We start from the raw sequence: 13,896 nt of genomic DNA, 5'->3' as shown, positions 1-13,896 counted from the left end.
GATCTTCCCCTGGAGGGGTGATGTTCGATACCTATGTCACGGTGGTGGCGGATTGCAAAGCGCCAACACGTCTACCAGCGGAAATGAACCTCGATGCGCTCGGATTCGGGCTGCCGCCACCGCTCCGCCGCACGCACCTCCACCCTGTCGACTACGGCGCGTAGCGCCCGACTGCGCTCCTGATTCGTCATGTCCGGCCACAGCCCGAGCAGCGTGTCCACCATCGCCGCCTCAGCCTCCGGGGCGGGCGCCTCCCGCACGGGGGCGAGCCGAGCCAGCTCGGCCGCAGCCGACTGCTCGATGCGGGTCAGCTCACCGAGCGCCTTCTGATAGACCTCGTCTGGAAGCTGGCTAAGGGCGTTGCTGGTGGCGAGCTTCACCATGGCCGCGCGTGCGGCATTCAACTCCTTCTCCAGCCGGTCCCGGTCGACGCGCGCGCTGTCGATCCGTGCGGCGCGGGAAGCGCGGACACCGGCGTCGGTGCGCAGCTTCGCCGCGTACGCGGCGACCTGGCGTAGCGTCTCCTCCTCAACGAGGGCGATGATCGGCCTACCCACGCCGGGACAGTCGCCGCCCTTCGTGTCGCCCCGTCCGTGGCCGCAGACGAGCCTGTTGCCCTGCTTCTGAAGCTTGTGGCCCCTCTGGCATTCCACCAGCCCCACAAGCGCCCAGGTGTACGCCAGGGCGCGCGGAGGGGCGCCCGCCTCGTCGTCGAGTCGCTGCTGAACCTTCCGCCAGGTCTCCTCGTCGGTAAGAGGGTCGTGCTCACCCTGGAGCACCTCGCCGCCAGCGACGACCTTGCCGAGGTAGGCGGGGTTCCGGAGCAGCTTCTTGACGTTGATGTTGGTCATGGCGACGCCGCGCACACCGGAGAGGTACTCGGTGACCTCACCGACCCGGGCGCCAGCCGCGTACCGGCGGAACGCCTCGGCGATGGCCGGACCGACCAGCGGGTCCGGGACGAGTCGCTTGTCCTCCTTCAGATAGCCCAGGGGGCGGCCGTGGTGCTGGCCGCGCTCGGCACGCCGCTGGATCGCCCCGGACCAGCCTCGGCCGATCTCGTCGGAGCGGTACTCGGCGATGGCGAGCATGTTGGTGAGCATCAGCCGCCCGGCCGGCGTGGAGGTGTCGACCTGCTCGTTGGCGGAGAGGATCGTGACGCCCTTGTCGGCCAGTTCGGCGAGGAACGCGAGGGACTCGCGGACGTTGCGGCCGAGGCGGGACACGTCGTAGACGGCGAGTGCGTCGATCTGGCCCGCGTCGGCCATGCGGCGGATGCGGTCGATGCCTTCGCGGGAGAAGTGGCGGCCGGTGCGGTCGATGTCCTCGACGACGGCGACCTCGGTCATGCCGTGGGTGGTGCGCCGCATGGCGCTGATCTGCACGTCGGGCGAATGGAAGTCCTCGCCGCCGCGGCCCATCAGCGCGGAAACCCGGACGTAGAGAACGGCTCGGGTGGGGCGGTCGGGTACGGCGGCGAGCCGGCGGCGCGGCGGCATCAGCTGGCGCGGCGATCCTGCTCTTCGCCTCGCTCGGCGCGGTCGGCGAGGTCGGCGAGGTGCTTCAGTGTCCCTCGAATGACGGCCTTCTCCGCTTCGCTGGCCTCGGGAGACTTCAGCCGCCGGAGGATGATCCGCAGGTCAGGGTCGAGAGCCTCTTCCGGCTCCACCCCACCCGCAGCAGCTAGGGCATGTGCCTCGTCGTCACCGAGAGCCTTGGCAATGACCTTGACGTTGGCGACGGTCACCCCGTCGCCGTTCATCCAGCCGAAGATCGTAGCCCGGTTGATCCCAGACTCTCGCGCAAGCCTGGCGACGCTCCAGCCATGCCTGCGGGTCATCCGTCTGAGGTAGCCGGCCCAGTCCTCGGCCGAAGAAGCGTCGCCCATAGGCGAACGGTATGCGTTCTGCCAGTGGCAACGGTAATTCGGTGGCCGTTGCTCTTTGGCGACGATCGCGGGCACCTCGCGTCGTCGCTTGATCCAGTCGGCTTCCTGGGTGTTCGTGGGCTGGGACATGGCCCATGACCTCCTCCTGTCGTTGCCTGCGGGCAACGATAGGGCATCGGAGTGGCCGATGGGTACCCACCCGTTCGGTTGGTCTCGGCGTGTTTTGCCGCCAGGTGTTGCGTTGCCTAAAGCCAACGGTCTACCGTCTTGCCCATGCAACCGACGGGAAAGACCAACGCACCATCGCCCAGGGGCGACGGGGCGCGGCTGCGGGTCGAGGTCTACGACGCCTTGGCCGAAAAGAAGGGGCTCAAGTCGGTCACCGCCCAGGCCAAGCAGCACGGCATCGGACGCCCGCACATGTCCCTCATCAAGGCCGGCAAGAAGGGCGTGAGCCTTCTCCTGGCGCTGCGCATGGCAAGCGACCTGGACACCACGGTGGAGGCGCTATTCGGGCGGGTGGCGAAGAAATGACGCAACCGCCTCCCACGTACCCGCAAACCCCAAGCGCCCCCGGGCCGAAGACCCCGAAGTACGCGCATCCGCTGGTGACGCCGCTTGACCCCGCGAGCCCCGAGGGGCAGGCCGCGGCCGAGGCGCTCAGCGCGGTCCTCGCCGACATCCAGGTCGCCATCTGGCGCCGCAAGGCCGCCGCCCAGCAGTCGGCCGCCTGACCCACCCACAACCGAAAGGAGGCACCCGTGTCCGCTCTCGCCCGCGCCTTCGAATACACCGACGGCGCCCAGATCCGCACCGTCCTGATCGACGACGAGCCCTGGTTCGTCGCCGCCGACATCCTCGCCCTGCTCGGACTCCACCGCTCGTCGCTCACCGCACTCGACGACGACGAGAGGGGCGTACACAGTCTGGACACCCCCGGCGGGCAGCAGCAGTTCGGCACCATCAACGAGCCGGGCCTCTACTCGCTGATCCTCCGCTCCCGCAAGCCGGAGGCGAGAGCCTTCAAGCGGTGGATCACCCACGAGGTGCTCCCCGCCATCCGCAAGACCGGCAGTTACAGCACCGCGCCCGCGATTCCCCAGACCTACGCCGACGCGCTCCAGCTCGCCGCCGACCAGGCCCGGCAGATCGAAGCCCAGGCCGCGCAGCTCGCCATCGCCGCACCGAAGGCCGAGTCGTGGGACCTGCTCGCCTCCGCCGACGGTGACTTCTCGGTCCGCGACGCCGCGAAGGTGCTGTCCCGCGACCCGCAGATCCAGCTCGGCGAACGCCGCCTGTTCACCCTGCTCGGCGACTTCGAGTGGTCCTACCGGCAGCAGTCGGACGGCCGGTGGCGGGCCTACCAGCGGGCCGTCAACGCCGGCTGGCTGTCGGAGATGCCCGCGTCGCACTACCACCCGCGCACCGGTGACCTCGTCCTCGACGCCCCGCAGGTGCGCGTGACCGTCAAGGGCCTCCACGAGCTGCACCGCCGCCTCGGCGGGTCGCAGCCGCTCCAGTCGGGTCAGCAGTTGCAGCTGGTCACCGCCGGGCCGCTCGCCCGCCCCTGAACCCCTGCCGGTGCCCGTCCGGGCCCGGACATGACAGCGGCCCCGCAACACCGACCAAGAGCCGCGGGACCGCCAACCGAAGGAGATCGTACGTGAACCCCAACACCAACACCCCGGCCGAGCCGGACACCACCCCCGACCTGACCGCCGCCCGCCGGGAGATCAAGGCCCGGTACCTGACGGCCGGCATGGCCGTCATCTGCGCCGGGTTCGGCGACCCGCTGACCGTCTCGGTCGTCCACCGGTACGCCGACGACACCATCCTCGTGCAGTTCGACGAGGTGGACGGCGAGCTTCCGTACCACCCGGAGGAGGGCGTCACCGTCGTCGGTGCTCCGGAGCACTACCACGCCGCCGGTTCGACCGGAGGTCCGGGCGCGTGCAGCGCGGTCTGCGCGTGCGGGACGGCCGTCGCCGGGTTCGACACGGTCGCCGAGGCCGCCGCAGTGCTCGACCAGCACATCGCCAACCCGGACGGCACCAGCGAGCCGACCACCCGGCAGCGTCTCGCCGCGGAGTTGCGCCACCTCGTCGACGGCATCGTCCGCCTGGACCTGCCGGTCGGCGGCCACATCCGCATGCACCTCGGGGTGCTCGACAGCCGGGCCGACCTGGAGAAGCTGTCCGGCTACCTCGGCAGCGAGATCACCGAGGACGGCGGGACCGGCGGCGACATCCCGTTCACGGAGCACACGATCCGGCTTGACGACGACCCGTGGGGGCCGGAGCTGCACATCCGCGCGCAGATCCAGCCGGACGGCCGGTCCGAGGTGGAGCGGCTGCGGGCTCGGGTCGCCGAGCTGGAGTCGCAGCAGGGCGGCACCCGATGACCGCCCCCACCCTCGACGTCGACGCCCTCCAGGCCCGCATCGTCTACCTGGAGCAGCGGCTCGCCGAACGCACCTGGCAGGCCACCACCGACCCGCTCACCGGCCTGTACAACCGGCGCTGGCTCGAGGAGACCTGGCAGGTCGACCGGCCCGCCGGGCAGCTCGTCGCCCTCGTCGACCTGGACGGTTTCAAGGCAATCAACGACACCCTCGGCCACGCCGCCGGTGACGCGGTGCTCGTCGCGGTCGCCGCTCACCTCCAGCCGTACGGCACGGCGGTGCGGCTCGGCGGCGACGAGCTGCTGCTGCTCGCCGCGCCGGACATGCTGGCCGGTCTGGTCACGTCGTGGCGGGTGGACCTGCCGACCGGGCAGATCACCGTCACCGGCGCCGTCGGCATCACCGAGGCGCTGCCGGATCTGGAGGAGACGCTGCGCCGGGTCGACGTGTGTACGACGCGAAGCACGCCGGCTGGGGGCCTGGTCTGCGGCAGGTGTGGTACCCGGAGCTGGACACCACGGTGCCGACTGGCACGGGTCGCCGCCGGGTGCGGGACGCGGACCGGGCAGGTGTCCGGTGACCGCCGTGGACGTCACCGACGGCCCGTACCGGCCGACCCTCGGCCCGTGGCAGCCCACCCACCACCAGGACGAGGCCGCGTGATGGCCCCCGTCTTCGCCACCCTCGCCGCCCTGCTCCTCGGCCTGGCCGCCGGCTGGACCGGCCACCACCTGCGCACCCGCGCCCACCTGGCCCGCCTGGACGCCGCCCACACGGCGATCACCGACCCCGACCACTGGGCGGCCGTGTTCGCCCACTACGCCCGCCTGCTCGGCATCAGCCTGCCCCGGAGGACCCGATGAGCACCGACACCACCACCAAGCCCAAGACCCTCCAGCAGGAAATTGCCGACCGGTTCGCCCGCGACACCACCGAGCACCAGCTCACCGTCCGCCACGACGACGGCCTCTACCGGCACCTGCACTGCGCCAAGCCCGGCACCGGCATCTGGTCGTTCGAGGTCATCACCTGGCCCGGCGCGCTGGTGGTCCGCGGCGACTTCGGTCCCGCCAGGGTGTTCCGCCGCATCGACGACATGTTCGAGTTCTTCCGCGGCGCCGGCGGCCGGATCAACCCGACCTACTGGTCGGAGAAGCTCGACGGCGGCAGCCGCGCCTCGGCGATGGAGCACAGCGAGGAGCACGCCCGCCAGCTCATCACCGAATGCGTCGACCAGTACGAGGCCGACACGTACCCGCACCTGCTCGACCAGTACACCCGGCGGGCCATCCCGACCAGGCCAAACCCGCCGGCCGAGGTCCGCGAGACGGTCTCCGACTACGACGACGAGGGCTACCTGGCCCACGCCGACGGCACCCGGATCGTGCTGGGCGACCTGGAGCGGCTCGGCGTCACCGCCGACACGTGGGAGTGGGACCTCCGCGACTGGGACTGGACGTTCCTGTGGGCCTGCCACGCGATCGTCTGGGCGATCCAGCAGTACGACGCCGCCCGGGGCACCCGGTGACCCGCCGCGACCTGGCCGCGATCCGGGGCCTCCTCCACGGCCTCCCCATCTCCGCCGCCCTCTGGGCCGCCATCCTCCTCACCCTCTGGAGCCTGCGATGACCGACACCACCACCACCACCGCCCTCGACCTCGACGCCATCCGCCGCGTAGCCGGCCGCGCCACCGACGGCCCCTGGACCACCACCGGCGTGCACTTCCAGCCCGGCCGCCGGGTCATCAACGTCATCGCCCCCGACCACGACGACGACGGGCCCGCCCTGATTGCGGAGCTTCCGATCCACCCGGAGGACGACGTCGAGGACTGCCGCGCCGACGGCGAGCTCATCGCCGCCGCCCGCACCCTCGTGCCCGCCCTGATCGCCGAGGTCGACCGGCTCCGCGACAGCTACGAGCGCGCACACGCGGACCGGCTGGCTCGTGCACTGGAGCGAGACCGCACGATCGACGAGCGCGAGCACCTCAATGCCGAGGTCGGCCGACTCCGCGCCGAACTGGGCAGCTTCAAGCCGATCACCGTCACGGCGGGCGAGCAGCTCTACCTGCACCAGTGCCCCGGCAGCCTCATCACCCGATGGGCCGGCTCGCAGCCGCCGCCCAGCTACATGGAGTGCTGCGAGCGCGAGGGCAACTGGCAGCCGACCTACCTCCGCGCCGAGCAGCCCGGGGCGCACCCCTGCAACTGCTGCTACGTCGACGGCCACACCCGCCGCTGCGGACGCCCCGCCACCACCGAAACCGACATCGCCCCGTTCGGGATCCTCGCCGTCGCCGCAGAGTGCCGGGACCGCATCAACCGCACCGGCCGGGCGGAGGAGACCCAGCCGGCCGAGCCGGAGTACCTGATCTGGTCGAACCACCACGGTGCCTGGTTCGCGCCGAACGGGGCCGGCTACCGCAGCAACGTCAACGACGCCGGGCGGTACACCCTCGCCGACACCCGGCAGTGGCTCGGCCGGGGCTGCCGCTGCTGCGAGGTGCCCGAAGTGCCCGTCCCCGCCGAGCAGGTGCTCCAGGCCGGGATGGTCGCCCTGAACAAGGCCATCACGGCGGCGACGACCGCCGCCATCCAGGCCGGCAACGTCAACCGCCACTACGCGGGCAGCGAGGTGGCCCGGTGACCGCCACGACCAGCCGCGACCCGCTCGCCGCCACCGCCACCACCATCACCGCCCGCTACCTCGCCGCCCTCACCCGCCTACACCACGAGCAGATCACCTCCGACCTCTACACCCACGCCGACCACGCCGCCGACACCAACCTGATCACCGCCCTCGACGACGGCGGCGTCGACCAGGTCGCCGCCGTCCGCAACCACCTCGAGCGCCTCGTCGACCGGTGCCGGGAGACCCTCGGCATCAGCCCGGACCTGATCGCCGCCCTCGCCGACGAGATCGAGAACGGTGAGGACTGGTGACCGCCGTGCTACTCGCCCAGCCCGGACGCCGACCCGGCGCCCTCACCCCCGCAGGCCTCGACCTGCGTCCGTGCGTCACCCACGACCCGCAGTGGTGGGACACCGGGAACGCCGGCAACCCGGAGGCCATCAAGCTGTGCGGCACCTGCCCCTGGCAGAACCAGTGCACCCCCGCCGACGGCCTCGACGCCGCCGGCACCATCCGCGCCGGCATCCCCTACGACGACTACGGCAAGGTCGCCCCCGGCTGCACCGCCTGCGGCGGCCTCATCCTCGGCGCCGGCACCAACCCGCGCTGCGTCAACGGCCACGGCGGCACCGCCGCCGACCACCACGACACCATCGCCCGGATGCTCGCCGACGGCGCGACCATGCGCCACATCGGCGCCGTCATCGGACTCAGCCACACCAGCATCAGCAACTACTGGGCGCTGCACCTCAACAGCAAAGGCCACCGGTCCGTCCGCGTCGACCGGCTCCCCGACGTACCCGAAGGCTGCACCACCAACAAACCCCGCGACTGGCACCACCAGATCGAAACGATGCTGTCCGACCTCGACGCCGCCTACACCTACCACGAGGTCGCCTACGCCATCGGCTCCACCAACGAAGCCGTCAAGGCCTACTGGATGCGCCTCCAGCGGGCCCGCGCCAAAGCCGGGCTGCCCACCATCAACCGGCGGTCCGTGTCCAACCGGGCCCACCGCGGCACCGACCGGACGCAGGTGCCGGCATGACCGCCCGCCACGTCCGGCCGGTCGTCGCCAAGCCGGCACCCCGCAAGACCGGCCCCTGCACCCACTGGATCGGCGGCGAAGCCCGCACCTGCGGCAGCCAGATCGGCGTCCGGCTGTTCATCCAGGGCCCCCGCTGCCCCATCCACGACCCCCGCAACGTGAAGGGAGACGAGACGGCGTGACCACGCTGACCGTGACCGAGCCGGGCCTCTACCCGGACATCGCCGACGAGGACTACCACCGCGACCCGGTACCCGGCGGCAGCCTGTCGTCCACCGGCCTGCGGAAGCTCCTGCCGCCGTCCTGCCCGGCGAAGTTCCGGCACTGGCTCGACCACGGTCAGCCCCCCAAGGACGCCTTCGACCTCGGCCACGCCGCCCACCTCAAGGTGTTGGGCCGCGGCCTCGACCTGGTCGTGGTCGACGCCGCCGACTGGCGAACCAAAGACGCCCGCGAGGCCAAAGCCGCCGCGTACGCCGCCGGCCAGGTGCCGCTCCTGGCCGCCGACCACGACCGGGTCGAGGCGATGGCCGACGCGATCCGCCAGCACCCCATCGCCGGGCCGCTCCTGCACCCCGACAGCGGGCAGCCGGAGGTGTCCGCGTTCTGGATCGACCCGGCGACCGGGGTGTGGTGCCGCGCCCGGTACGACTTCCTCCGCCACCCGGTGCCCGGCCGCCGGCGGATCGTCGTCGACTACAAAACCACCCCCGACGCCAGCCCCGAACACATCCAGCGGGCCGTCAGCCGGTTCGGCTACGCCCTCCAAGGCGGCCACTACCTCGACGGGGCCGTGCAGCTCGGCGTCGCCGACGATCCGGTGTTCGTCCTGGCCTTCCAGGAGATCGAACCGCCCCACCTCGTCACCGTCGTCCAGCTCGACCCCGTGGCGCTGCGCATCGGCCGGGACCTCGCCCAGCAGGCCCGCGACATCTACGCCGAGTGCCTGCGCACCGACACGTGGCCCGCATACAGCGACGACATCGAACCGATCGCCCTGCCCGCCTGGGTGGAGCGCCAACACACCAAGGAGATCTGGTGACCAACGCCATCGACCGACTGACCACGCCGCAGGTGCCCATCCCGGCGCATCTCGGCCAGGCCACCGCCATCGAGCAGTCCCGTGCCGTCGCCGAAGTCCAGGCCGCCGTCGTCGTCGCCCAGCAGTGCCCCCGCGACATGGTCCGCGCCTGGGCCGAGATGCGCGCCGCCTGCGGCCGGCTCTCCCTCGCCTCCCGCGCGTTCTACGCCGTCCCGAACCGCGGCCACGGCCCGTCCGTGCACCTCGCCCGGGAACTCGCCCGCATCTGGGGCAACCTCGACTACGGGGTGCGGGAACTGCGCCGCGACGACACCGCCGGCGAGTCCGAGGTCCAGGCGTTCGCGTGGGACCAGCAGACCAACGTCCGGTCCACCCGATCGCTGATCGTGCCGCACGCCCGTATGGCCGGGAAGGAGCGCCGCAAGCTCGTCGACCTGACCGACGTGTACCTCAACAACCAGAACGTCGGAGCCCGCGCCGTCCGCGAGTGCCTGTTCACCGTCCTGCCCGCTGACTTCGTCGCCGAGGCGCAGGAACTGTGCCGCCGCACCATCGAGCACGGCGACGGCAAGCCCCTCGACGAGCGCATCGCCGACATGGTCGCCGCGTTCGCAGGGATCGGCGTCAGGGTGCCGCAAATCGAGGACCGGCTCGAACGCAAACGCGGCCAGTGGACGGCCGCCGACGTCGCTGACCTGGGCGTCGTGTTCTCGTCGATCAACCGGGGTGAGACGACCGCCGCCGACGAGTTCCCGACGGCCCGGGTTACCGCCGCCGACGTCACCGGCGACCAGCGGGCGGAGGTGGCGGCATGAGCCTGCCCGTCATCAGCGGTGTCGCCCGCCTCACCGACGACCCCGAGCTGCGCTACGCCGCCTCCGGCACCGCGGTGTGCAAGCTGCGGCTCGCCTTCAACTCCCGCAAGAAGAACGACTCCACCGGCCAGTGGGAAGACGGCGACACGTTCTTCGTCGACGGCACCGTCTTCAACCAGGAAGCCGAGCATGCCGCCGAGAGCTTGCAGCGGGGCCTGGAGGTCGTCGTCACCGGCCGGCTCAAGACTCGCCGCTACGAGACCAAGGAAGGCGAAAAGCGGTCCGTCGTCGAGCTGATGGTCGACGGCATCGGCCCGGCCCTGAAGTTCGCCACCGCCACGGTCAACAAGATGCAGCGCTCCGGCGGCTCGACCGGCACCCGACCGGCACCCGCAGCCGACGACCCGTGGGCGACCGCCCCGCCGGCAGGCCGTAACTCGCGCGACGACATCCCGCCGTTTTAACCACTTCGGCCCCGCCCGGACCAGGCCGGCACCGCGCATCGAGCGCGCGACGGGGCGCCACCCACCCGACCACGAACACGACGACCAGGGGGGACCACATGAGCGCCACCCACCACGACGAGCGCGCCACACAGCTCCGCGCCCTCCTCGACGAGCGGTACGGCCCCTACGCCGACACCGCCCGCGAACGAGCCGCCACACCCGCCCAGGTGCTCCACCTCAACCAGGCCCGCCGCTGGGCGACCGAACGCAGGGAGGCGGCGTGAACACCGCAACCACCGTCGACTGCCCGCTCTGCACGGTCACCGTCCTCATCCGCGAGACGGACCCGGCCGAAGCGGCGGTCGCCGCCGCCGACGCCCTCGAAGAGCACCTCGTCGAGCACCACCAGGGGGAACAGTGACCACCCAAATCTGGGAGCTGATCGACCCACGCGACTTCGCCGACGGCGTGTTCTACGTGCCCGCGATGCTGGAGTTGCAGCCCCGGCTGCCGCACTGGGGGCACCCAGACCAGCCAGGGCTCCGGGACCGGCTGGCCACCGCGGACCGACCCCACGGAGTTCGCGGAAAGAAGCTGCTCTGCCTGCTCTGCATGCGCATTCAGGCCGAGCGGAACCTTCCGCCCGAGCCGGTGTGGCTCACCTTCGTGGAGGGCCGGTACGGGCCGATGTTCCGGCACGAGGGCGGGCGTTCCCCACACCCTGAGCATCAGCCCGAAACCGACATCCACAAGGCCCTCAAGGAGCGGAAGGCTCGCACGTTCGACGCTGCCGGCGCGATCGACGTCAACGTGGAGGTGTGGCGGCCGAAGGCCCGCCGTCGCCCGGATGTGCTCGCCGTCGGCCCGGAGCTAACCGTCGCGGGCGAGGTCCAGCACTCTGCGGCACGCGCCCGCGAGATCCAGAGCCGGCAGAAGGCGCTCCGCAAGGCCGGCGACCGAGTGGTGTGGACGACCGACCTCCCGGCCGCCGACATCGGCTTCATGCACCTCGTGCCGCACCTCGCGCTCCCCACCGTCGGAGACCACCGGTACTACCTGCGCGAGCCGAAGGTGAATCTCATCGCCGGCGCCATCGTCCTGGAACGGCGACGCTGTGGCTGGGCTGACCTGTGGACGGGAACCCAGCGGTGCCCGGCAACCCGCAAGGCCATCCCATGCGGCCAGTGGCACCTCTACCCGACGTACGACCCCGCGACCGGTTCGCCTTCCCCAACCACGTAGACGCCCGGTTCCCGGCCACGGACCGCCCTCACCTCGACCACCTGCTCGAAGGCATCCTCCACGGATCGTGGCTGCCCTACCGGCACCGCAACCGGGTCACCTGGATCCCTGCTAAGGAGTACGACCAGCTCGTCGCCGAGCGGGGAGGCAACGTCGACCAAGCCGAGACGGCGAACGTCCGACGCAGTGACCGCCCAGCCGGTCGAGCATGCGAGGACCGGACCAGCCCTGGCATCCCCGCCCAGCGCGATGCGCCGGCCGTCGAGCGCCTCGCAACGTGCTGCGGCGGACGTACACCTGGCCGCCACGGCGCTCCTCTCGTACCCGCCTGCCTGCTCTGCCCGAAGTCGCCCACCTACTGGCGACGCAACGAGCTCAACCCCGAAGGGACCCAGGACTAATGCCGTGGTTCAAGGTCGACGACGGCCTGCACGCCCACATGAAGGCGGTGCGCGCCGGCGTCCCCGCGATGGGCCTCTGGGTCCTCGCCGGGTCCTGGTCCTCCAGCCAGCTCACCGACGGCTGGGTGCCCGACTACATCGCCGCCCGCCTCGACCCCGACTACCGGGAGCACGCCGCCACCCTCGTCCGGGCCGGCCTGTGGGAGGAAGACGAGCACGACGGCGACAAGGGCTGGCGGTTCCACCAATGGGACGACCACCAGCCGTCCTCCGAAGAGGTGCTGGCGAAGCGGGAGGCTGCGCGCGAACGCATGCGCCGCATTCGCGAACAGCGCTCGCCCGGTTCGCAGGATGTTCGCGCGAACGTGCGCGAGAACATCGCGGGAAGTTCGCCTAACCCCGACCCGACCCGACCCGACCCGACCCGAACTTCCTACGGAAGTTCTGTGGGCACCCCCTCCGCGTCGCCTTCGGCTCCGCCCACCACCACCCGAGGCACCCGCATCTCCGGTGACTTCGACGTAACCCCCGCCATGCGCGCCTGGGCACGGGAGAAGGCACCGAACGTGGACGTCGCTGTCGAGACCGCCAACTTCGTCGACCACTGGACCTCGAAGGCCGGCAAGGACGCCGTCAAGAACGACTGGACCGCCGCCTGGCGCACCTGGATGCGCAAGGCCCAGCAGTGGAAGACCGACCGTGCCCAGACCGGCGGCAGCCGCACCACCGGAGCAAACCGGCACGTCGACCGCCGCACCGACAACCCCTTCGCCGGCGGGGCCAATGCCACCGTCGCCAGCCAGCACACCGGAGGCCACCGATGACCGCCGAACTCATTCGCAACCCGCTGCGGGAGTGGCAGCGCCGGATCTGGGCCCACGCCGTCATCGACGACACCACGCCCAGCCACGACGAGCTCAGCCGGGAAGCCGACCGGGCGGAACGGGCCGCCATCCACGCGCGACAGGCCGCGAACCGGGCCATCGCCTACACCCGCCGCCGGCCCAGCCGCTACGCCAACGCCAGCTACGAGCTGCTCCTGCCCGAGCAGGACCCGGCCGGGAAGGTCAGCCGCTGGCGAGCCCACGGGCCACGGGCACTCCTCATCGCCGGCCCCGCCCGCACCGGCAAGACCACCGCCGCGTACGCCATCGCCAACGACACCCACGCCCACGACCAGTGGGTGATGGTGTGGACCGCCCCCGACCTGTCCGCCGCCCTCAAGCCCGACGGCGAGCCGTTCGCCTACGACTACGCCACCGGCTGCGACCTGCTCGTCCTCGACGACCTCGGCCGGGAACGCGTCACCGACTGGTGGCTAGAACAGCTCCAGCGGATCCTCGACGAGCGGTGCGCCCAGGAACGCCGGCTCGTCGTCACCTGCAACACCACCGGGCCGGACGAAGGCGACGACCGGTCGCCCGCCGAGGTGGCCTACGCGCAGCTCGTCACCCGGTACGGCCACCCCATCGTCGAGCGGCTCATCGACGGCGGTGGCGTGCTCGTCCTCGACGGGCCCGCAGTCCGCCAGGTGGTGACCGAATGGTGAACCGCCTCAGCCCCGAGCAGGTCGAGCGCAACGAACACGGCGTCGCCGCCTGCCGCGCCGTGGTCGACGCCGCCCTCGCCCGCCGGGAGAAGCCCGCCGACGACGAGCCGCCGCCCACCCGCTCCGACGAACTGCTCCTCGCCGCCCGCCGCCGGGCCGCCCTCGACCGCCTCCGCCGCCAAACCCCCGCCATCCGCACCCGCAAGGAGCAGCCGTGACGCCCTACTACGCCGACGACACCGTCACCCTCCACCACGGCGACAGCCTCACCGTCCTCCGCGCCCTTCCGTCCGGGTCCGTCAACTGCGTCGTCACCTCGCCGCCCTACTACGGGCTCCGGGACTACGGGGAGCCCGGCCAGTACGGGCTGGAGTCCTCGCCCGCCGCGTACGTCGACCGATGCGGGAGGTGTTCGCCGAGGTACGGCGGGT

The 13,896-nt window shown here is 71.6% G+C and carries 22 protein-coding genes and 1 pseudogene; 21 read left to right on the top strand and 2 right to left on the bottom strand.

The genetic code is table 11. The annotated features are described in order from the left end of the window. Positions 1-71: 71 nt before the first annotated feature. Both GA0074694_RS00095 and GA0074694_RS00090 read right to left on the bottom strand, forming a co-directional pair. Complete coding sequence (locus GA0074694_RS00095) at positions 72-1,499, bottom strand: recombinase family protein (RefSeq protein WP_091450639.1); 1,428 nt, start codon at positions 1,497-1,499, stop codon at positions 72-74. Further along, the gene (locus tag GA0074694_RS00090; protein ID WP_141713931.1) at positions 1,499-2,017 is read right to left on the bottom strand and encodes a helix-turn-helix domain-containing protein; all 519 of its coding nucleotides are present in this window, start codon (positions 2,015-2,017) and stop codon (positions 1,499-1,501) included. Before GA0074694_RS00090 ends, GA0074694_RS00095 begins: the two co-directional genes overlap by 1 nt. A gap of 144 nt (positions 2,018-2,161) precedes the next feature. Here GA0074694_RS00090 and GA0074694_RS00085 point away from each other — a divergent pair, with 144 nt between their 5' ends. The 21 genes and pseudogenes from GA0074694_RS00085 to GA0074694_RS00005 all read left to right on the top strand — a co-directional run. After that, positions 2,162-2,422, top strand: coding sequence for a hypothetical protein (locus GA0074694_RS00085; RefSeq protein WP_091450635.1), 261 nt, complete (start codon positions 2,162-2,164; stop codon positions 2,420-2,422). Continuing rightward, positions 2,419-2,622: a hypothetical protein gene (locus tag GA0074694_RS30600; protein ID WP_141713930.1), complete on the top strand. Its 204-nt coding sequence runs from the start codon at positions 2,419-2,421 to the stop codon at positions 2,620-2,622. The genes GA0074694_RS00085 and GA0074694_RS30600 overlap by 4 nt, the downstream gene beginning before the upstream one ends. A 27-nt stretch (positions 2,623-2,649) precedes the next feature. Next, the gene (locus tag GA0074694_RS00080) at positions 2,650-3,459 is read left to right on the top strand and encodes a phage antirepressor KilAC domain-containing protein (protein ID WP_091450632.1); all 810 of its coding nucleotides are present in this window, start codon (positions 2,650-2,652) and stop codon (positions 3,457-3,459) included. 92 nt (positions 3,460-3,551) lie between these two features. Then, a complete protein-coding gene (locus GA0074694_RS00075; RefSeq protein ID WP_091450630.1) occupies positions 3,552-4,289 on the top strand; it encodes a hypothetical protein in 738 nt (245 codons plus the stop codon). Next, entirely contained in the window at positions 4,286-5,152 is an 867-nt protein-coding gene (locus GA0074694_RS00070) for a GGDEF domain-containing protein (protein WP_091450627.1), read from the top strand. Before GA0074694_RS00075 ends, GA0074694_RS00070 begins: the two co-directional genes overlap by 4 nt. After that, positions 5,149-5,817 carry a hypothetical protein gene (locus tag GA0074694_RS00065; RefSeq protein WP_091450625.1) on the top strand — a complete coding sequence of 223 codons (669 nt, stop codon included), beginning with the start codon at positions 5,149-5,151 and terminating at the stop codon, positions 5,815-5,817. The genes GA0074694_RS00070 and GA0074694_RS00065 overlap by 4 nt, the downstream gene beginning before the upstream one ends. A 97-nt stretch (positions 5,818-5,914) precedes the next feature. Continuing rightward, positions 5,915-6,937: a hypothetical protein gene (locus GA0074694_RS00060; protein ID WP_091450623.1), complete on the top strand. Its 1,023-nt coding sequence runs from the start codon at positions 5,915-5,917 to the stop codon at positions 6,935-6,937. Then, entirely contained in the window at positions 6,934-7,233 is a 300-nt protein-coding gene (locus tag GA0074694_RS00055) for a hypothetical protein (protein ID WP_091450620.1), read from the top strand. Before GA0074694_RS00060 ends, GA0074694_RS00055 begins: the two co-directional genes overlap by 4 nt. Continuing rightward, positions 7,230-7,970, top strand: coding sequence for a hypothetical protein (locus GA0074694_RS00050; RefSeq protein WP_091450618.1), 741 nt, complete (start codon positions 7,230-7,232; stop codon positions 7,968-7,970). The genes GA0074694_RS00055 and GA0074694_RS00050 overlap by 4 nt, the downstream gene beginning before the upstream one ends. After that, positions 7,967-8,152, top strand: coding sequence for a hypothetical protein (locus GA0074694_RS00045; RefSeq protein WP_091450615.1), 186 nt, complete (start codon positions 7,967-7,969; stop codon positions 8,150-8,152). Before GA0074694_RS00050 ends, GA0074694_RS00045 begins: the two co-directional genes overlap by 4 nt. Next, on the top strand, positions 8,149-9,012 hold the full coding sequence (locus GA0074694_RS00040; RefSeq protein ID WP_091450613.1) for a PD-(D/E)XK nuclease-like domain-containing protein: 864 nt from the start codon (positions 8,149-8,151) through the stop codon (positions 9,010-9,012). Before GA0074694_RS00045 ends, GA0074694_RS00040 begins: the two co-directional genes overlap by 4 nt. Continuing rightward, positions 9,009-9,827 carry a hypothetical protein gene (locus tag GA0074694_RS00035; protein ID WP_091450610.1) on the top strand — a complete coding sequence of 273 codons (819 nt, stop codon included), beginning with the start codon at positions 9,009-9,011 and terminating at the stop codon, positions 9,825-9,827. Before GA0074694_RS00040 ends, GA0074694_RS00035 begins: the two co-directional genes overlap by 4 nt. Then, positions 9,824-10,291, top strand: a complete 468-nt coding sequence (gene ssb, locus GA0074694_RS00030; RefSeq protein WP_091450607.1) for a single-stranded DNA-binding protein — start codon at positions 9,824-9,826, stop codon at positions 10,289-10,291. Before GA0074694_RS00035 ends, ssb begins: the two co-directional genes overlap by 4 nt. 98 nt (positions 10,292-10,389) lie before the next feature. Further along, a complete protein-coding gene (locus tag GA0074694_RS31305; RefSeq protein WP_176737728.1) occupies positions 10,390-10,557 on the top strand; it encodes a hypothetical protein in 168 nt (55 codons plus the stop codon). After that, on the top strand, positions 10,554-10,694 hold the full coding sequence (locus GA0074694_RS31300; RefSeq protein ID WP_176737727.1) for a hypothetical protein: 141 nt from the start codon (positions 10,554-10,556) through the stop codon (positions 10,692-10,694). Before GA0074694_RS31305 ends, GA0074694_RS31300 begins: the two co-directional genes overlap by 4 nt. After that, positions 10,691-11,515 (top strand): competence protein CoiA family protein, encoded by an 825-nt coding sequence (locus GA0074694_RS00025; RefSeq protein ID WP_091450605.1) that lies wholly within the window; start codon positions 10,691-10,693, stop codon positions 11,513-11,515. Before GA0074694_RS31300 ends, GA0074694_RS00025 begins: the two co-directional genes overlap by 4 nt. Then, positions 11,458-11,916 (top strand): hypothetical protein, encoded by a 459-nt coding sequence (locus tag GA0074694_RS30595; RefSeq protein WP_141713929.1) that lies wholly within the window; start codon positions 11,458-11,460, stop codon positions 11,914-11,916. The genes GA0074694_RS00025 and GA0074694_RS30595 overlap by 58 nt, the downstream gene beginning before the upstream one ends. Further along, positions 11,916-12,740: a hypothetical protein gene (locus GA0074694_RS00020; RefSeq protein WP_091450603.1), complete on the top strand. Its 825-nt coding sequence runs from the start codon at positions 11,916-11,918 to the stop codon at positions 12,738-12,740. Before GA0074694_RS30595 ends, GA0074694_RS00020 begins: the two co-directional genes overlap by 1 nt. After that, positions 12,737-13,465 (top strand): P-loop NTPase family protein, encoded by a 729-nt coding sequence (locus GA0074694_RS00015; RefSeq protein WP_091450601.1) that lies wholly within the window; start codon positions 12,737-12,739, stop codon positions 13,463-13,465. Before GA0074694_RS00020 ends, GA0074694_RS00015 begins: the two co-directional genes overlap by 4 nt. Next, positions 13,459-13,683 carry a hypothetical protein gene (locus GA0074694_RS00010; protein ID WP_091450598.1) on the top strand — a complete coding sequence of 75 codons (225 nt, stop codon included), beginning with the start codon at positions 13,459-13,461 and terminating at the stop codon, positions 13,681-13,683. The genes GA0074694_RS00015 and GA0074694_RS00010 overlap by 7 nt, the downstream gene beginning before the upstream one ends. Then, positions 13,680-13,896: pseudogene (locus GA0074694_RS00005) on the top strand (hypothetical protein); the annotation flags it as partial. The gene GA0074694_RS00010 and the pseudogene GA0074694_RS00005, both read left to right, overlap by 4 nt.

The sequence above is a fragment of the Micromonospora inyonensis genome (genome assembly GCF_900091415.1).
Classification (GTDB): Bacteria; Actinomycetota; Actinomycetes; order Mycobacteriales; family Micromonosporaceae; genus Micromonospora; species Micromonospora inyonensis.
This window is presented reverse-complemented; position numbering and strand designations above follow the sequence as displayed.